This is a genomic window from Acetobacter zythi (assembly GCF_963921165.1).
Classification (GTDB): domain Bacteria; phylum Pseudomonadota; class Alphaproteobacteria; order Acetobacterales; family Acetobacteraceae; genus Acetobacter.
This window is the reverse complement of sequence record NZ_CAWUEO010000023.1, coordinates 262,137-277,503: the sequence shown is the minus strand read 5'-3', so window position 1 is coordinate 277,503 and position 15,367 is coordinate 262,137. Positions and strand designations below refer to the sequence as shown.

The 15,367-nt window shown below is 58.4% G+C and carries 17 protein-coding genes; 12 read left to right on the top strand and 5 right to left on the bottom strand.

Annotated elements, in window-relative coordinates; genetic code table 11:
* Window positions 1-149 precede the first annotated feature (149 nt).
* The 3 genes from AABE20_RS09965 to AABE20_RS09955 all read left to right on the top strand — a co-directional run bounded on the left by AABE20_RS09965 (window position 150) and on the right by AABE20_RS09955 (window position 3,656).
* Window positions 150-632 (top strand): MarR family winged helix-turn-helix transcriptional regulator, encoded by a 483-nt coding sequence (locus AABE20_RS09965; RefSeq protein ID WP_338332908.1) that lies wholly within the window; start codon window positions 150-152, stop codon window positions 630-632.
* The gene (locus tag AABE20_RS09960) at window positions 616-2,868 is read left to right on the top strand and encodes an FUSC family protein (protein WP_338332907.1); all 2,253 of its coding nucleotides are present in this window, start codon (window positions 616-618) and stop codon (window positions 2,866-2,868) included. The genes AABE20_RS09965 and AABE20_RS09960 overlap by 17 nt, the downstream gene beginning before the upstream one ends.
* Window positions 2,869-3,059: 191 nt before the next feature.
* Window positions 3,060-3,656: an acetate uptake transporter gene (locus AABE20_RS09955; protein ID WP_338332906.1), complete on the top strand. Its 597-nt coding sequence runs from the start codon at window positions 3,060-3,062 to the stop codon at window positions 3,654-3,656.
* A gap of 95 nt (window positions 3,657-3,751) precedes the next feature.
* Here AABE20_RS09955 and AABE20_RS09950 read toward each other — a convergent pair whose 3' ends face one another.
* Window positions 3,752-4,771, bottom strand: a complete 1,020-nt coding sequence (locus AABE20_RS09950; protein ID WP_338332905.1) for an enoyl-CoA hydratase/isomerase family protein — start codon at window positions 4,769-4,771, stop codon at window positions 3,752-3,754.
* Window positions 4,772-4,833: 62 nt separating this feature from the next.
* On the opposite strand from AABE20_RS09950, the gene AABE20_RS09945 reads away from it, so the two are divergent.
* Both AABE20_RS09945 and AABE20_RS09940 read left to right on the top strand, forming a co-directional pair.
* Window positions 4,834-5,328, top strand: coding sequence for a flavin reductase (locus AABE20_RS09945; RefSeq protein ID WP_338332904.1), 495 nt, complete (start codon window positions 4,834-4,836; stop codon window positions 5,326-5,328).
* 50 nt (window positions 5,329-5,378) lie between these two features.
* On the top strand, window positions 5,379-5,510 hold the full coding sequence (locus AABE20_RS09940) for a hypothetical protein (RefSeq protein ID WP_277875470.1): 132 nt from the start codon (window positions 5,379-5,381) through the stop codon (window positions 5,508-5,510).
* A gap of 31 nt (window positions 5,511-5,541) precedes the next feature.
* On the opposite strand, the gene AABE20_RS09935 is transcribed toward AABE20_RS09940, so the two are convergent.
* The 3 genes from AABE20_RS09935 to AABE20_RS09925 are packed head-to-tail and all read right to left on the bottom strand — an operon-like array spanning window position 5,542 to window position 8,050.
* A complete protein-coding gene (locus AABE20_RS09935; protein ID WP_338332903.1) occupies window positions 5,542-6,336 on the bottom strand; it encodes a metal ABC transporter permease in 795 nt (264 codons plus the stop codon).
* Entirely contained in the window at window positions 6,336-7,142 is an 807-nt protein-coding gene (locus AABE20_RS09930; protein ID WP_338332902.1) for a metal ABC transporter ATP-binding protein, read from the bottom strand. Before AABE20_RS09930 ends, AABE20_RS09935 begins: the two co-directional genes overlap by 1 nt.
* Entirely contained in the window at window positions 7,139-8,050 is a 912-nt protein-coding gene (locus tag AABE20_RS09925; RefSeq protein WP_338332901.1) for a metal ABC transporter solute-binding protein, Zn/Mn family, read from the bottom strand. The genes AABE20_RS09930 and AABE20_RS09925 overlap by 4 nt, the downstream gene beginning before the upstream one ends.
* Before the next feature lie 123 nt (window positions 8,051-8,173).
* Between AABE20_RS09925 and AABE20_RS09920 the strand changes: the two genes are divergently transcribed.
* The 3 genes from AABE20_RS09920 to AABE20_RS09910 are packed head-to-tail and all read left to right on the top strand — an operon-like array spanning window position 8,174 to window position 10,344.
* The gene (locus AABE20_RS09920; protein WP_408740851.1) at window positions 8,174-8,755 is read left to right on the top strand and encodes a Fur family transcriptional regulator; all 582 of its coding nucleotides are present in this window, start codon (window positions 8,174-8,176) and stop codon (window positions 8,753-8,755) included.
* The gene (locus tag AABE20_RS09915) at window positions 8,755-9,288 is read left to right on the top strand and encodes a hypothetical protein (protein WP_338332899.1); all 534 of its coding nucleotides are present in this window, start codon (window positions 8,755-8,757) and stop codon (window positions 9,286-9,288) included. The genes AABE20_RS09920 and AABE20_RS09915 overlap by 1 nt, the downstream gene beginning before the upstream one ends.
* 18 nt (window positions 9,289-9,306) lie before the next feature.
* Window positions 9,307-10,344 carry an asparaginase gene (locus AABE20_RS09910; RefSeq protein ID WP_338332898.1) on the top strand — a complete coding sequence of 346 codons (1,038 nt, stop codon included), beginning with the start codon at window positions 9,307-9,309 and terminating at the stop codon, window positions 10,342-10,344.
* Window positions 10,345-10,505: 161 nt separating this feature from the next.
* On the opposite strand, the gene AABE20_RS09905 is transcribed toward AABE20_RS09910, so the two are convergent.
* Window positions 10,506-11,201, bottom strand: coding sequence for a histone (locus AABE20_RS09905; protein ID WP_338332897.1), 696 nt, complete (start codon window positions 11,199-11,201; stop codon window positions 10,506-10,508).
* Between the two features lie 326 nt (window positions 11,202-11,527).
* Between AABE20_RS09905 and mtnA the strand changes: the two genes are divergently transcribed.
* The 4 genes from mtnA to AABE20_RS09885 all read left to right on the top strand — a co-directional run bounded on the left by mtnA (window position 11,528) and on the right by AABE20_RS09885 (window position 15,309).
* On the top strand, window positions 11,528-12,625 hold the full coding sequence (gene mtnA / locus AABE20_RS09900) for an S-methyl-5-thioribose-1-phosphate isomerase (protein ID WP_338332963.1): 1,098 nt from the start codon (window positions 11,528-11,530) through the stop codon (window positions 12,623-12,625).
* Window positions 12,626-12,657: 32 nt separating this feature from the next.
* On the top strand, window positions 12,658-13,155 hold the full coding sequence (locus AABE20_RS09895) for an aminoacyl-tRNA deacylase (RefSeq protein ID WP_408740850.1): 498 nt from the start codon (window positions 12,658-12,660) through the stop codon (window positions 13,153-13,155).
* Window positions 13,156-13,310: 155 nt separating this feature from the next.
* Entirely contained in the window at window positions 13,311-14,201 is an 891-nt protein-coding gene (locus AABE20_RS09890) for a DUF2272 domain-containing protein (protein WP_338332896.1), read from the top strand.
* 67 nt (window positions 14,202-14,268) lie between these two features.
* Window positions 14,269-15,309 carry a cysteine synthase A gene (locus tag AABE20_RS09885; protein ID WP_338332895.1) on the top strand — a complete coding sequence of 347 codons (1,041 nt, stop codon included), beginning with the start codon at window positions 14,269-14,271 and terminating at the stop codon, window positions 15,307-15,309.
* Window positions 15,310-15,367: the final 58 nt, after the last annotated feature.

Sequence of the window (15,367 nt, the reverse complement as noted above, 5' to 3'; positions counted from 1 at the left end):
CAAGCTATGCGCCCATGTGGCGGGCCATACCTGCGGCGCATAAGCCAAACAGGCGCGCACTGTGGAGTACGGAACATGATTGACCCATACGGAGGGTTGTCCTATTTTACGCATATAGTTTTTATATCAACTATAATGACACTAATTTAATGGGCCGCATGACTGACCAGCGCAACACAGCAGCACTGGATGAGACGCACTTTCCCGGCATGGCGCTGACCTTCCGGGTTATGCGGCTGGCAACGCTATGGCGCACCCGTCTGGACCGGGCGTTGCGCCCGCATGGCATGACTCTGGCCGTCATGCGCCCCATGGCCTACCTGCGCATGCTGTCAGAAGGCGCCACCCAGCGCGATCTGGCCCAGACCATGAACATAGACTGCTCGGCACTGGTGCGTGTTCTGGACCTGCTGGAAAAACAAAACTTCATCACCCGCCAGCCCGATGCGCAGGACCGCCGCGCCAAGCGCCTGTTCCTGACAGATTTAGGGCAGGAACAATGCAGGCTGTTCCATAATATTGCCGCCGAACTGGAGCGTGACATTCGGCGTGCCCTCCCCCCCGTTCAGGCCGATACCCTCACCCACACCCTTTCCACCCTGCTTGAAGCGCACCATGCCCACACGCTCTGACCTGCCTGCCCGGCCCGGCCCGCTCCTGCAATGGGTCAACACCCGTGTTGCGCCCGCATTTTTTGCGGATGATGCACGCTGGAATGGCTTTGTCGCCACGGCGGGCTATACCATGCGGGTTTTCCTTTCCATTGGCATTGCGCTGTTTCTGGCCTTTGTTTTTCAGCTTCAGTCCCCGCTCAGTGCGGCAACAACGGTGCTTATTGTTTCCAACCCCACGGTTGGGGCCATGGTTTCCAAAAGTATCTGGCGTATTATTGGCACCCTGATCGGGGCTACAATTAGTGTTGGGGTCATGGCTGTGTTTGTGCAGTCACCCGTTCTGTATTTTGCGGTGCTGTCCGTTTTTGTGGGTCTTGCCTGTATGGTGGCCACATTTTTGCGGTTTTTTCGCGCGTATGCGGCCGTGCTGACCGGGTACACCATTGTTATTATTGCAGCCCCCGCCTTTGCCAACCCCGATGGTATTTTTCTGTCCGCCATGAGCCGCCTGTCCGTGGTGACAACGGGTATTGTGGTGACAGCCTGTGTATTTATGGTCACATCTCCACGCAAACCCAGCACGGTTCTGCACAAACTCGGTCAGGCATTCAGAGACACGGTTCTGCACGCCAGAACGTTTCATAAAGCCGAGAGCGAACGCACCACGCCCGAGGCGCTGGACGCCACAGTGACCAGCACGCTGGAAAAACAGGAACAGAAAGCCCAAAGTGCGAACGCGGCTTTTCGCGGATTTGGCCAGCCGATCTATGATAGTCGCAGTAAGCTACTGGCTAATATGAGCGGCCTGACCCCCGCCATAGAATTTGCCGCAGCAGACGACCCGGATATGCAAAACCGCGTGCGCAACCTGCGCCTGTGCCTAAGCCGCCTGACAGGGCTGATTGTCAGCTACCACCCCTACTGGCTGACCTTCTCCTCCGGGGTGGAGGAAACGCGCGCCGTACACCTGCTGGTTGCCCAAACCCTGGGTCAGGTACTGGAACTGACCGAACGCCCAGACTGGCTGACCAACGCCACTCCACTGTCCACCTGCTTGCATGACGCGCTAAAAACACTGGAACAGCTTGCCCGCCAGACCACCAGCACCACCACACTGGCCGCGCTGGACAACACGCGCGATGCACTGGTGCAGATGGATCTGGCCCTGCATGACCTGACCAGCCTGCGCCCGGACCGCACGCAGGCCAACATCCAGCCTTATCTTGAATGGCCAACCGCCCTGCGTAACGGTGTGCGTGGGGGCTTTATTGCCCTGCTGGCAGGCATGTTGTGGTATGTTCTGCATTGGAGTGCTGGCCCACTGCTGATCATATATACTGTTGCCGCATCCAGCCTTTTATCCACCACCCCATCTGCCGCCAAGGCCAGCCCCATGATGGCGGCGGGCACAATACTGGCCATTCCCATGGGGTTTTTGTGCCATGCGCTGGCCCTGCCACGCATAGATGGCTACCCCCTGCTCTGGCTGAGCCTCTGCCTGTTCCTGCTACCGGGCGTGTGGTTGCAGTTCCACCCGCGCTACAGCATTGGCGCGTTTGGATATGCCGTATTTTTTACCATGATGCTCTCGGTCGATAACCCGATTGTTTATGATGACCTGACCCTGACCAACAACTGGATGAGCATGCTGGCCGCATGCTCCCTACTGGCTATTGTTTTTCGGGTTATTCTACCTGCCGATCACAGGCTGGATGCGGCGCGGCTGGTAACGTCGCTCACCCGCAGTATTCAAAAACTGGCGCGCACACCCTATGGCCGTACCGAACCATGGGTGGCGTGGGAGGGCCTGCAACTCCAAAAAATCTCCCGCCTGATGATGCGCCTATCCTTTATTACAACCAGTCTGGACCGGCAGGGTTATACGGATGCGGCCTTTGCCTCGCTCTCTCTTGGCAGGCTGATTGTGCGGCTTAAATGGAACGCGGCCCACGCAACGCTGGACCCGCAGGCCCATGCCGCACTGGAAAACGCTTTTAACGCCTTTGCCCAACTCCGCCACAACCCGGCGGAAACCGCACAGGCGCTCCGCCAGGCGGCACAGGCCATCCGCACCATTCCAACGCAGGAGGCGGGGTTATCCCTCACCCGCGACCGCACCCTGTCCTGCCTTGAGCAGGCGGCAAATATTATTCTCTCGGTTCCCGGTTTTTTCCATGATCACGGCCCCATTCAACTCCCCGAGGATCTGGCGCGACCAATGGTTCCGGTTTCCGCCCACCCGGCCACGCAGTAGAACTTTTACTGAACTCCGTTCGGTTCAGTTGAACACAATACTGTAAAAAACAAATTTAAGAGAGCAGTGAACTTTATAGAATCATTTAATAAATAAGTTTTTACGCCGTTAATTTATTTTTTATGGGAACCCGGCGCAACAACACCACTTATAACCGAGCCATTACATTAATCTCCATAAGAAGAAACACCATGGCTCAAACTGATTTTGCGCTCCCTCCCCTGCGTGCCAACCCGGCCCCTCTGGGTCTTATGGGGTTTGGCATGACCACCATTTTGCTCAACCTGCATAATGCAGGGTTTGTGCCCATGGGGTCCGCCATTCTGGCCATGGGCCTGCTCTTTGGTGGCATTGCCCAGATTATTGCAGGTATTTTGGAATACGGCGTGGGCAACACCTTTGGCATGACAGCCTTTATCTCCTACGGCGCATTCTGGCTTACGCTGGTTGCCCTGATCGCCATGCCCCATACGGGCATTGTGCCCGCCAGTTCCCCCGCACTGGTTGGCAGTTATCTGCTCCTGTGGGGGCTGTTCACCTTGGTCATGTTTTTAGGCACGCTGCGGGCCACACGCGCGCATCAGGTTATTTTTGGCACGCTGGTCATTCTGTTTGTGCTGCTGGGTCTGGGCGACCTGCTGGGCGAGCCGGGACTCACAGTCATTGCGGGCTACGAAGGACTGCTCTGCGGTCTGTCCGCCGTATATCTGGCTGCGGCCGAAATACTGGAAGCCCAGTTCAAATGCCACGTTCTGCCGGTAGGCCCGTACACACCGACCGCTGCCTGAAACCCCACGCCCAGCACAATCCAGAACATACATTAAGCCCTTACCCTGCGGAACCTCTCGGGGTAAGGGCTGCGGCATATGCGCGCCTCCAGTTCTTACGCAGCCAGTATGGCCTCCAGCGCCGCAACATCCACCGCCGCCAGAATGGGGGGCTGCCAGAGGGGCGCATTATCCCGGTCAATCAGACGGGCGCGCACGCCTTCGGCAAAGTCCGGGCGTTGGAGCATATAGCGCACCAGCCGTCCTTCTATGGCAAAAGCCTCTTCCAACGAGGCCGCCCGGCGTGCAAGCTGCCAGCCATACCATGCCGCAAAAATGGACGTGGGACAGGCGCGCGAAATATCCAGCAAATCTGCTTTGGCCACCGTCTGCTCCGAGCGTTCCAGCCCCCGCACAATCTGCTCAAGACTGGCCGATGGATCATATTCCACCAGCGCACAGGCCCGCTCTGGCAGGGGGAGCGGGGCAATCAGCCCAAACACATCCTCCACCGGACGCAGGGCAAGCAGCCCACGCAGGTCCTCCAGACTGTCCGCGGGGACCATATAGTCCGCAAAGCCCATGGCTACGGCTTCCACCCCGCTCATACGCCCGCCGGTCAGCGCAAGCCGTAACCCGGCGCCACCGGGGGCCTGGGCCAAAAGCCATGACCCACCCGCATCGGGCACCAGACCAATGGATGTTTCGGGCATGGCGACAATGGAATTCTCGGTCACGACCCGGTAGCGGGCATGCCCCCCCAAACCCACGCCCCCACCCATGGCAATACCATCCATGAACGACACAACGGGTTTGGCATACTGCGCAATATGCAACATGGTCTGGTAGACACGGCTCATCAGATCAAACGCCACATCTGGCCCTTCGGCCAGCAGCACATCCCGTATGGCCTTGAGGTCTCCCCCAGCGCAAAAAGCACGCGGCGCACTGCTTTCAATCAGCACACTCTGTACAGATGGGTCATTCCGCCACGCTGCAAGTGCGCGTTCGATGCCGGTCGCCATGTCCAGATCAACGGCGTTCAGGCGCTTGGGTTTATCCAGTATGATGCACCCCAGATGCCCCCGCCGGGCTGTTCGCACGCTAGCCGTGCCGGAAAGGACATCCTCGATCATTGCTTTCCTCTTTGTTTCATGCACAAACACGTAGCCATCAACCGTTGTGATGAGGACAGCAGATGTTGGCTCCGGAGACCAGTGCCTATCGTGAAGCCATGGCCAGACTGGGTACGGCCGTGAATATTGTAACTACAGGAACACTGGATAATCCGGTCGGGTTTACTGCATCCGCTGTTTGCTCCGTGACCGATACTCCACCCACATTGCTGGTCTGCCTGAACCGCAACAGTCGCGCACGCACCGCCTTTTATGAGGGTGGGGCCTTGTGCGTCAATGTTCTCACGTCCAGTCAGCAGGACCTGTCCAACCATTTTGCAAGCCCGAACAGCATGGCAGAACGCTTTGCCGCAGGCCACTGGCAGACACTGGCAACCGGCGCCCCCGTCCTGCACGAAGCCGCCGCCACCTTTGACTGCCAGATCAGCCAGATTGTGGAAGTGGGCACCCATAGTGTGATGTTTGGCGTTGTGCAGGGTATTTTATGCCATAGTGGTGCCGAAGGGCTTGTTTATTTTAACCGCAGATACCACTCTCTACCTTATCAGCAGGGCTAAAGGCGGCCTGTAAGGCTCTGCCGCCCTGTTTTATATAAGGAGCATAGCTGATGGTCCGTAAACATTCCCAAAGCCGCGCAGTGGCCATGCCCGCCACCCGTAACCAAATGGTGCTGGCACTGTATGCGGCTCTGACCGCCTCTGTTGTTCTGGGCACGGGCCTGAACTGGCTGCTCACTTAATACTCAACCAACAGCCCCCACCTGCCGGACTCTAGCGCCCACGCAGGTGGGCCACACCGTTGGCCGTGGCAAACACCACGCTGCCCAGTAACGCAATCCAGAAGGATGCGGGGCAGTCACTCAGCCACGACAGGCACAGTCCGCCCCATGCCTCGAACAGGGCAAGGGCGGATGCCACAGCCATGCCCTGCATGGGGCCAAAGCCCAGACGCAGGCTGGCAGCAGCCGGGGCGACCATAAGCGTAAATACAAGCAGGACGCCGGTTATCTGCGAACACATGGCCGAGGCAATGCCCACCAGCGCCAGAAACAGCACATCCAGCAAGCGCAGGTTAACCCCTTTTGCCTCCGCCACCTCCGGCTGGAGGGAGGCAAACAGCAAGGGTCTGCTCATAACCGCAAGGGCACCAACACAGCCAACGGCCAGCCCCCCCAGCCAGTAAAGGCTGGATGGAGAAATGCCGAGAATATCGCCAAACAGCAGGGCTGTAGCAGCCCCTGCCGAACGGGTCAGAAAATGCAGGCACAAAGCCCCCGTGCCCATGGCAAGCGAGAGCACAAGCCCGATCATAACATCCCGCCCGATTACCCGGTCACTTGCCATGCCCATGCCCATACCGCTGAGCACAGCACTTAGCCCAAAGCCAAAAAAAGCCGGCTGGCCCCATAACAGCGCCGCAGCCGCCCCCGCAAACCCGACATGCGAGAGAGCGTGGCTGGCAAAGCTCTGCCCCCGCAGCACCAAAAACCAGCCGACAGGACCACAGACAAAAGCCGCCAGAAAAGCCGCCACAAACGCCGTGCGCATAAACTCGTAGGCAAACATCAGCGCGAGTGCTCCGCACAGTCACAACAATGCAGGGTATCCGCCCCGCCATTGGCCACAACAAACAGGCGGCCATCTGCACGGACCACCTCGACCGGCGCGCCATACAGCGCGCTCAGGGCCGGGGTTGTCATAACGTCATCCACACTCCCCAACAACGCCTTGCCATGCGCCAGATAAAGAACGTGGTCCATAAACCCCATAAGCGGATTAATATCATGCGTGGAAAACAGGACTGTCAGCCCCCGCTCACGCGCCAGATCATAAATCCTGCGCGTGGTCTCACGCATGCGGGCGGGGTCCAGGCTGGCGAGAGGTTCATCCAGCAACAGAATACGCGGCTGGTCCAGCAATGCCTGCGCCAGCAGAAGCCGCTGCCGCTCCCCCCCGGACAAGGACATAACCGGCCGCATGGCCAACTCGCGCGCATCCACCGCATCCAATGCGGCATCAACCTCCGCGCGGGCGCGGGCAGAGCACCAGGGTAGCCCCCATGTCCGCCCCTGCAGGGCAGCGGCCACCATGTGCCATCCACTTAACTGCCCGGCAACCATGCGCCGCATCTGGGGCATGTACCCCACGGGCATGCGGCCTTTGCCGCAGCTTTGCCCTTCCACCCGCACATAACCCTGCTCTGGAAGGGTCAGCCCCAGAATGGCGCGGAACAGCGATGTTTTGCCAGCACCATTCCCCCCCAGAACCGCCACAAAGCTGCCCGGCTCAATGGCAAAGCTGACCTGATCAAGCACACGCCGCCCACCATACGAAACACTGAGCTGCCCGGCCTCAATAGCCGGAGTGGTCACTGCTGCACCCCAAGCAACTGGCCAACCTGCGTGAGAATATCATGCACCCAGACCTGCCAGTGCTTGTGTGGGGGCAGCATTTCCGACAGGGGCAGGGTTGGCACATTGGACTGCTGGGCCAGTTCCAGCAGATGGCGGACCGATGGTTCCTCCACCTGCTGGTTATAGACCAGCATTTTCAGGCGGCGGTCTTTCAGATCGCTTTCAAACGTCGCCACGGTGGAGGGGGCCGGTTCCACATCATTCATGACCGCAAGCTGGTAGGCCTGCTCATCCATTTGCAAGCCCAAAAGATCGGCCAGTGGCGTAAACAGCGGTTCGGTCGCAGCTACGTGCATGCCCGCCACATGGGCCTTCAGCAACCCTGCATGGGCCTGAATGGACTGGATAGCCAGTTGCATTTTTTCTGCCCGACCTGCGTATCCATCCGCGTGTTCGGGGTCTATGTGGGCGCAGGCTTCGGCAAAATGTTTAACAAACGCACTCACCGCATCCACATTAAACCACAGGTGCGGATTCCCGCCCTCCTGCCAGGGCGACCACGAATCGGCCTTAACATACCGTGCAGGCAGCAGGCCCGATGCCGCAACCAGCTTGTCGGCCCATGTATCGTACCCCGCACCGTTGGCGACAACCAGTTCCGCCGCCGCAATCATGCGCGCATCGGTCGGGGTTGCCTGATATTCGTGCGGGTCCACCGTGGGGGAGGACAAAATGGCCACAACCCGCATGTCTGGCGCGGCAATCTGTGCGGCAATATCACCCCACGTATTTTCCGCCGCCACAACCAAGGGCACTTTGGCAGCCCGAGCCGCCCCCGCGCCAAACCCGAGCGCTCCGGCCACACCCAACGCGCAAAGGGCTGATTTTAACCAGAAATTCTGTTTTTTCTTAACCAGAAAAGCCATGATGCCAATGCCCCAATCAATGATATGTAATAATATTACATTACTTCTCACCATCCGTCACCTCATCGCGCATGTCTGGCCTTCCCCTTCTGGCTCGTTTACGCTAGAAATAAGAGAGAACGGATGATGAACATGCAGACCAGAACACCACCCTCCTCCCCACCGGATGACGGCTACGGTTTTTCAGACCGTATCCAGCACCAGCTTGACCATGCAGCTCGCCAGTGCGCAGAGCATGGTGGCCGTATGACCCCGCAGCGGCGTGATGTTCTGGGCCTTATCCTCAAAGCACCCGCCCCTGTTGGCGCCTATGACCTGCTGGAGCAGCTTAAAACATCCGGGCGCAAACCTGCCCCCCCAACCATTTACCGCGCGCTCGATTTTTTGCTCGAACATGGGCTTATTCACCGGATAGAGCGGCTGTCTGCTTTTGTGCCCTGCACCCATCTCCAGCATGACCACCCGCACGACCACACACAGGGTGGGGCGGAGCCTTGCCTGCATAGTGCGCAGTTCCTGATCTGCCGCAAATGTGGTGGCGTGACCGAAATTGCAGACGCGCCTCGTGTTCTGGACGTGCTGAAAAACATCTGTGGCAAAAAAAACTTTACCATGCAAAGCGCATCGGTCGAAGTGGAAGGGCTATGTGAGGACTGCACACAGGCCGCACCCGGCCCAAAGGGGCATGCCCCAACCCCCAACTGATGGAACGCGCCCCCACGCCCGGCCCTGTTCAGCCAGACCTGCTCCCTGCCCTGCTTGCTGGCAAAACCTGCACGCCTGTCCGGGGGCGCAAAAAAACGGCCAGAGCCAAAACGGTTTGCACAACATTACCCCCACAGCAGGATGACCTGTTTGCCCGCCCACTGCCCCCGCTCCCGCGCTCTCGCTTTATGCCCGACGAAATCCGCCTGAGCTTTGTGCCATCGCCGGAAAAAATACAGCCCTGCGGGGAAGATGCTTTTCTTTACATGGTTGTTTCGCAAAGCCACGCCCAGCACCTTATGGCCACGGGGCTTCCGCTGGACCGGCGCGCACCACTCATGCTCACGGAGCGGGCCGGAATTTGCCCGTGGCTGGCAAAAACAGCCGATACCGCAGGCGGTGATTCACACAACATGCCCGTTGTGCTCAAACTGAAACGCTCCCTTGTGGCACAAGCACTGGAAGTGGAACCCGACCATACGGCAGAATTTGCCACAGCATGCTACCTGCTCAGTGGCGAGCAAACACACTAGGTAATTAGGCCAGATTTTATGACAGATGACGTTCTTCTAGCCCAGACAACCCGGAATGGCATTGTGGAATCCAGCCATTACGGTGCGGCCATTGTTGTGGATGCCCACGGCAAAACCGTTTTTTCCGCTGGAGACTGCGCAACACCCATTTTTCCGCGCTCCACGGTCAAGGCCCTACAGGCGCTCCCCCTGCTCACCGAAGGTGCGGCAGACCGCTTTGCCCTGCCCGATGCCGCATTGGCGCTGGCCTGCGCCTCGCATCAGGGGGAACCCGCACATATTGCCGCTGTCTCCGATATGCTGGCCCGCACAGGGTTGGACTATGGCGTGCTGGAATGCGGCACACACTGGCCGCTGGACACCACCAGTGCGCGCGCACTCGCAGCAGCGGGCCAAATGCCCAGTGCGTTGCATAACTGCTGTTCGGGCAAACATGCGGGCTTTGTGTGCCTTGCTTGCGCAACTGGGCAGGACGTGGCGCACTACACCCGCCCCGCACACCCCGTTATGCAAACCATTGCCCACACACTACAAGATGTAACCGGGGCCGCCCACACCACAACAAACATGGCGGTGGATGGATGCGCCATTCCCACATGGGCCATACCCCTTTCAGCCCTTGCGCTGGGCTATGCCCGTTTTGCATCGGGCACCGGGCTTTCGCCCAGTCGGGCAGAGGCCGCCGCCCGCCTGCGCCACGCCATTGCACAGAACCCGGGCATGATCGCGGGTACCGGGCAGTTTGACACGTTGGTGATGCAGGAACTCGCCCCCAGAGTGCTCACCAAAATGGGTGCGGAAGGTGTTATGGTCGTTGCCCTGCCTGAACAGGGGTTTGGTATTGCCATAAAATGTCGCGATGGTGGCGTAAGAGCCGCAGAAACTGCGGCTGCGGCCCTCATTGCCCGCTTTGCCCAGATCGAAAATTCACCGATCCTGGCGCATTATATGCGCCGCCCCCTCAAAAACTGGAATGGTCAGTTAGTTGGAGAGTTACGTGCAGCCCCTATGCTGGCACAGGATTTTCTGCCTTCCGCCATATCGGACCAGACCTGACAACAAAAAACCGGATAACTCAAACGGTTATCCGGTTTTATAAACTTTACATGCGCAGGGGGTTCAGCATGAACCTCGGCATAAATATGCAAGCCCGATAAAAAACCGGCATGGCCAACCCTTTTTTGGTAACCATGCCCGCATTTTCAACCTACCTGCCCTTATGCTTTTGCAGCACGGGGTTTACGCGTTGTTGCGGCCTTGCGCTTGCGTACCGGTGCGGCTTTTTCTGCTTCCGCTACGGCTTCGGCTGCCAGACGTTCATAACGCTTACGGCGGCGGCGTTCTTGCACAATACGCAGTTTTTCAACTGCGGACAGGTTCTTTGTGCTTTCCGTAGCCTCTGCCTTATCGGCCCGCTTGCGTGTTGCCTTGGAGGCGGGCTTGACCGGAGCCGGAGTTTCCACAACCACTTTGCGCGTGGCCTTACGTGCACGCGTGGGGGCTGCCTGCACAACCTCGGGGGCCGCTGCCGCTTTGGCACGGGTTGTGCGGGGGGCGGCTTTTGCTGCCTTCCCTGCTGTGCGGGTCGCCTTGACCGGAGCTTCCGCCACAACTGCGGCTGCTTTTGCACGGCGGGCAGGCTTGGCTGCGGCTTCAACCGGTGCAGCGACAGATTTGCTGGTTTTTCTGGTCGTTGCGGGCTTGGCCACTTTTTCCACTTTGGTGGTTTTGCGTGCTGCTGCCGTCTGGCGTGTTTTACGCGCGGTGGGAGCCGGAGCTTCCACTTCAAAAATTTCTTCTACAACTTCCACTTTTGCACGCGGCGCGCGCTTTTTGGGGGCTGCAACACTCGCGGCGCGGGCCGGAACACGTTTGCTGGCAACAGCCTTGCGGCCTTTTTTGGTCTCACTCATTCCTGCATCCTTTTTTCATCTTCTCTTAAAAATTTGAGAAGAGAAAACATCTTTTCAAAAAACTAAAAAACAAATCCGTTCCCGGCACGGTCTGCGCCATTAGCAAAGCATGCCTATTTCTCCCTCTACATAACAAAAATGAACGCAAATGCAAAAAAATACTCTCATCTTTTCAAGAATAGACTTCACGGATTCAGTTATTACACAACATATGTTCTACTCATGTTCGCAAAACTGTCATGCTATCGGGATATTGCCCCCGCACTCAAAGAAACCCTATGATCAGTGATTGATTTTTTATCTTCCGCCACCAGGAACCCATGACCATGAAAATTAACGGCACACCTTACCGCAGCGTTTGGGTTGATGAAAAAGACGGCTGGTCCGTGCATATTTTTGACCAGACCCGCCTGCCCTTCGCTCTGGAGATTCTCCAACTGACCACACCTGAGCAGGTTGCCCATGCCATTAAAACCATGCAGGTCCGTGGCGCACCGCTAATTGGCGCGGTTGCCGCCTACGGGCTGGCCCTTGCCCTGCGCACGGACAGTTCCGATACGGCTTTGGAACAGCAAGCCGCCATGCTGGCCGCCACGCGCCCCACAGCCATCAATCTGGCCTGGGCTATTGAAAGAATGCTCAACCACCTCCGCCCCATTGCTCCGGCACAACGTGCCGCCGCCGCCTACGCCGAGGCCGGGCGTATCTGCGATGAAGATGCCGCACAGAATGAAGCCATTGGCCTGCACGGGCTGGAACTCCTCCGCACACTGGCCGCACAACGCGGCAAGAATGACAGAATCAACATTCTGACCCATTGCAACGCAGGCTGGATTGCCACCGTGGACTGGGGCACCGCACTCGCCCCCATTTACATGGCGCATGATGAAGGCCTGAACGTGCATGTGTGGGTTGATGAAACACGCCCCCGCAACCAAGGCGCAGCCTTGACGGCATGGGAGCTTGGCAGCCACGGCGTGCCCCACACCGTTATTGCGGACAACGCAGGGGGGCATCTGATGCAGCACGGGCTGGTGGATCTTGTTATTGTCGGGACCGACCGTGTTACGCGCAATGCCGATGTTGCCAACAAAATTGGCACCTACCTGAAGGCTCTGGCAGCGCGGGATAATAATGTGCCGTTCTGGGTGGCCCTGCCCTCCACCACCATTGACTGGCGCGTGGCCGATGGGGTGCGTGAAATTCCTATTGAAGAACGCTCGGGAACCGAAATTACCCATATCCATGGTCGGGCTGACAACGGGCAGATCAGCCGGGTGCAGATTACCCCCGATGGCAGCAAGGCCGCCAACCCGGCATTTGACGTAACCCCCGCCCGGCTTGTGAGCGGCCTGATAACCGAAAAAGGCTGCTGCCCGGCCACACCCGAAGGCCTGCTCTCCCTTTTTCCCGAACAGGGCTAAAGCCCCAGATCATATTGGAAAAACAACCCGTTATGTCAGACACCGCCCCAACACCAACCACCTGTTTTCTCGACGCCCACGCCGTAGCCTTTACCATGCATGATTATGATTACGTATCCGATCCGGGCAAAATTGGCCTGCATGCGGCGGCTGGCATAGGCATTGATCAGGCAAAGGTTTTTAAGACCCTGATGGTGGAAATAGACAAAAAACAGGTTGTCTGCACCGCCATTCCCGTACACCTGAAAATGGACCTGAAAAAAGTGGCCGCCCTGTTTGGCGGCCGTAACGCCCGCATGCTCGGGGCCGAAAAAGCCGAAGCCCTTACAGGCTTTCAGGTTGGCGGTATCAGCCCCTTTGGCGCGCGCACAACCGTGCCGGTTGTGTTTGATGAAAGTATTCTCAAACTGGATAAACTCTACATTAATGGTGGTGGCAGGGGGCTTGTTGTGGAACTTGCACCAGCGGATGCCATTCGCTGCGTGCAGGCCCAGACCGCCAGCATTACAGTGGACACACCCCCGAACTGAGCGAACAAAAAAGGGAAAGACAGCACAAAAGGCGCATAAAACCCCTTCCACCCTCCATTAAGGACGCCTATTCCTAAGCATAGGACTTTCTTCTGTGTGGTGGTCGAACCAGTTGCCCGCCCCCGTGTGAAGTCCTGTTCTGGTATGGAGACAAGATGCCACGCAAGCTGACTGTGGCCCTTCTGGCACCTTTGTGTCTGGCGGCCTGCACCTCCCAGCCCTCCTCGGGGGGCGGTTCATCCGCCCATGGAGGCGGCGCATCCGGCACATATGGTCCGAACAGCCATGTGCCGGACTTTGCCACGCATAACTTTGAACCCTTCAACCAGCAGGACGTTGTGGCCATTGCCATGCGGGAGTGGCGCCTGTTTGGCAGCCCGGTCAATGATGATGACCCCGAACAACGCCCGGAGCCACAGGTTGCCGCCATCAAACCCGAACGCGCACCCGGCCTGTGGCAACGTGTGGGCGAATACTGGTGGATTGGCATGGACCCCGGCATGACCGAGGCGTCATGGAGTGGCAAACACAACGCCAATGGCCAGTTAACGGACTTTGTGCATGACGGCTTTTTTGCATGGTCGGCTGCATTCATCTCCTACGTCATGCGGATTGCCGGGGCGAATGACCGCTTCCCTTACTCCCCCAACCATTCCACCTATATCAATGCCGCAGCCTCGGGCTTGTCCCCCATCCTGCGCGCGCACGACCCCGCAGCCTACACCCCAAAAACCGGAGACCTGATCTGTGTTGCCCGTGGCCGTGGCAGGCAGACCATCCGCTTTGCAAGTCTACCCACCTCCTACGGCTTTCCCGCGCATTGCGGCTATGTGGTGGCCACAGGCCAGAATGGCCCGCCCTTTGGCCGCCAGATCAGCATTATTGGCGGCAATATTGACGATGCCGTAGCCCTGACCCACGTTCCCACGGATGAGCAGGGCCGTCTGGCCAGCCCCACCGGGCAGAGCTACGATCCACGCTATCCTTGGTGTGCGGTTTTGGAAGTGCTATATGATGCACCAGAAGAACCGGACGCAGGCAGGTAGGGGTGCAACCCCGAACACAAGACCCGCCCCAATCGCCCAACCTGATCATAGTAAGCAGGGTATACAGATGACCGAAAGCGCAGCGCCCTCCACCCATTCCGGCTGGACCTCACTCTCGCCCGACATGCCCGGTGCGGTAGGTGGAACTCCCCTTATTCTTCTGCGCAAGGCTTCTGAAGCAACGGGCTGTCAGATTTACGGCAAGGCGGAGTTCATGAACCCCGGCGGCTCTGTAAAAGACCGCGCAGCCCTTGCTATTATTGATGATGCAGAACGCCGTGGTGTGCTCAAACCCGGTGGCACCCTTGTGGAAGGCACCGCTGGCAATACCGGCATAGGCCTTACACTTGTGGCCAATGCCCGTGGCTATAAATGCGTTATTGTTATGCCCGAGACGCAAAGCCGCGAAAAAATCGGCTTTTTACGCATGATTGGCGCTGACCTACGTCTGGTGCCCGCCAAACCCTACCGCGACCCGGGCAATTACGTCCATGTCTCCCGCCGTCTGGCGGAAGAAAACGGCTGGGTCTGGGCCAACCAGTTTGACAATACCGCCAACCGCGAAGGCCACCGCGCGACCACGGCGCAGGAAATCTGGCAACAGATGGGCGGAAAGGTGGATGCCTTTACCTGCGCATGCGGCACAGGCGGCACACTGGCGGGCATAGCCCTTGGCCTGCATGACGCCGCCCGGCGCGATGGCGTAAAAGCCCCCCAGATTGTCCTGGCCGACCCCGAAGGCTCCGGCCTGTATGGCTGGGTCAAAAGCAATGACCTGTCCGTGGCGGGGTCCTCCATTACCGAAGGTATTGGCCAATCCCGCGTGACCGGCAACCTTGAAGGCGCTCCCATTGACGATGCGGAGCGCATTCCCGACCCCGAGGCATTGGACATTATATACAGCCTGCTGGGGGAAGAAGGTCTTTCTGTTGGGGGGTCTTCGGGCATTAACGTGGCTGCTGCCATCCGCACGGCACGCAGGCTTGGACCGGGCCATAGAATTGTCACCATTCTGGCAGATGGCGGGGCGCGGTATGAATCCAAGCTGTTCAACCCGACCTTCCTGCGTGAGAAAAATCTGCCTGTCGCCCCATGGCTTGATCAGTAAAAATGCATGAACACCTGCCCCAGAACATGCCCGTAAGGCGCTTTTTGGGGCAGGAAAC

Excerpts from the sequence above, each read along its gene's own strand:
- AABE20_RS09920 (WP_408740851.1), top strand. The coding sequence starts at position 8,174 with ATGATGAACATGCAGACCAGAACACCACCCTCCTCCCCACCGGATGAC.
- AABE20_RS09905 (WP_338332897.1), bottom strand. The coding sequence starts at position 11,201 with ATGAGTGAGACCAAAAAAGGCCGCAAGGCTGTTGCCAGCAAACGTGTT.
- AABE20_RS09895 (WP_408740850.1), top strand. The coding sequence starts at position 12,658 with ATGTCAGACACCGCCCCAACACCAACCACCTGTTTTCTCGACGCCCAC.
- AABE20_RS09965 (WP_338332908.1), top strand. The coding sequence starts at position 150 with ATGGGCCGCATGACTGACCAGCGCAACACAGCAGCACTGGATGAGACG.
- AABE20_RS09885 (WP_338332895.1), top strand. The coding sequence starts at position 14,269 with ATGACCGAAAGCGCAGCGCCCTCCACCCATTCCGGCTGGACCTCACTC.
- AABE20_RS09950 (WP_338332905.1), bottom strand. The coding sequence starts at position 4,771 with ATGATCGAGGATGTCCTTTCCGGCACGGCTAGCGTGCGAACAGCCCGG.
- mtnA (WP_338332963.1), top strand. The coding sequence starts at position 11,528 with ATGAAAATTAACGGCACACCTTACCGCAGCGTTTGGGTTGATGAAAAA.
- AABE20_RS09925 (WP_338332901.1), bottom strand. The coding sequence starts at position 8,050 with ATGGCTTTTCTGGTTAAGAAAAAACAGAATTTCTGGTTAAAATCAGCC.
- AABE20_RS09955 (WP_338332906.1), top strand. The coding sequence starts at position 3,060 with ATGGCTCAAACTGATTTTGCGCTCCCTCCCCTGCGTGCCAACCCGGCC.
- AABE20_RS09945 (WP_338332904.1), top strand. The coding sequence starts at position 4,834 with ATGTTGGCTCCGGAGACCAGTGCCTATCGTGAAGCCATGGCCAGACTG.
- AABE20_RS09910 (WP_338332898.1), top strand. The coding sequence starts at position 9,307 with ATGACAGATGACGTTCTTCTAGCCCAGACAACCCGGAATGGCATTGTG.
- AABE20_RS09915 (WP_338332899.1), top strand. The coding sequence starts at position 8,755 with ATGGAACGCGCCCCCACGCCCGGCCCTGTTCAGCCAGACCTGCTCCCT.
- AABE20_RS09960 (WP_338332907.1), top strand. The coding sequence starts at position 616 with ATGCCCACACGCTCTGACCTGCCTGCCCGGCCCGGCCCGCTCCTGCAA.
- AABE20_RS09940 (WP_277875470.1), top strand. The coding sequence starts at position 5,379 with ATGGTCCGTAAACATTCCCAAAGCCGCGCAGTGGCCATGCCCGCCACC.
- AABE20_RS09935 (WP_338332903.1), bottom strand. The coding sequence starts at position 6,336 with ATGTTTGCCTACGAGTTTATGCGCACGGCGTTTGTGGCGGCTTTTCTG.
- AABE20_RS09890 (WP_338332896.1), top strand. The coding sequence starts at position 13,311 with ATGCCACGCAAGCTGACTGTGGCCCTTCTGGCACCTTTGTGTCTGGCG.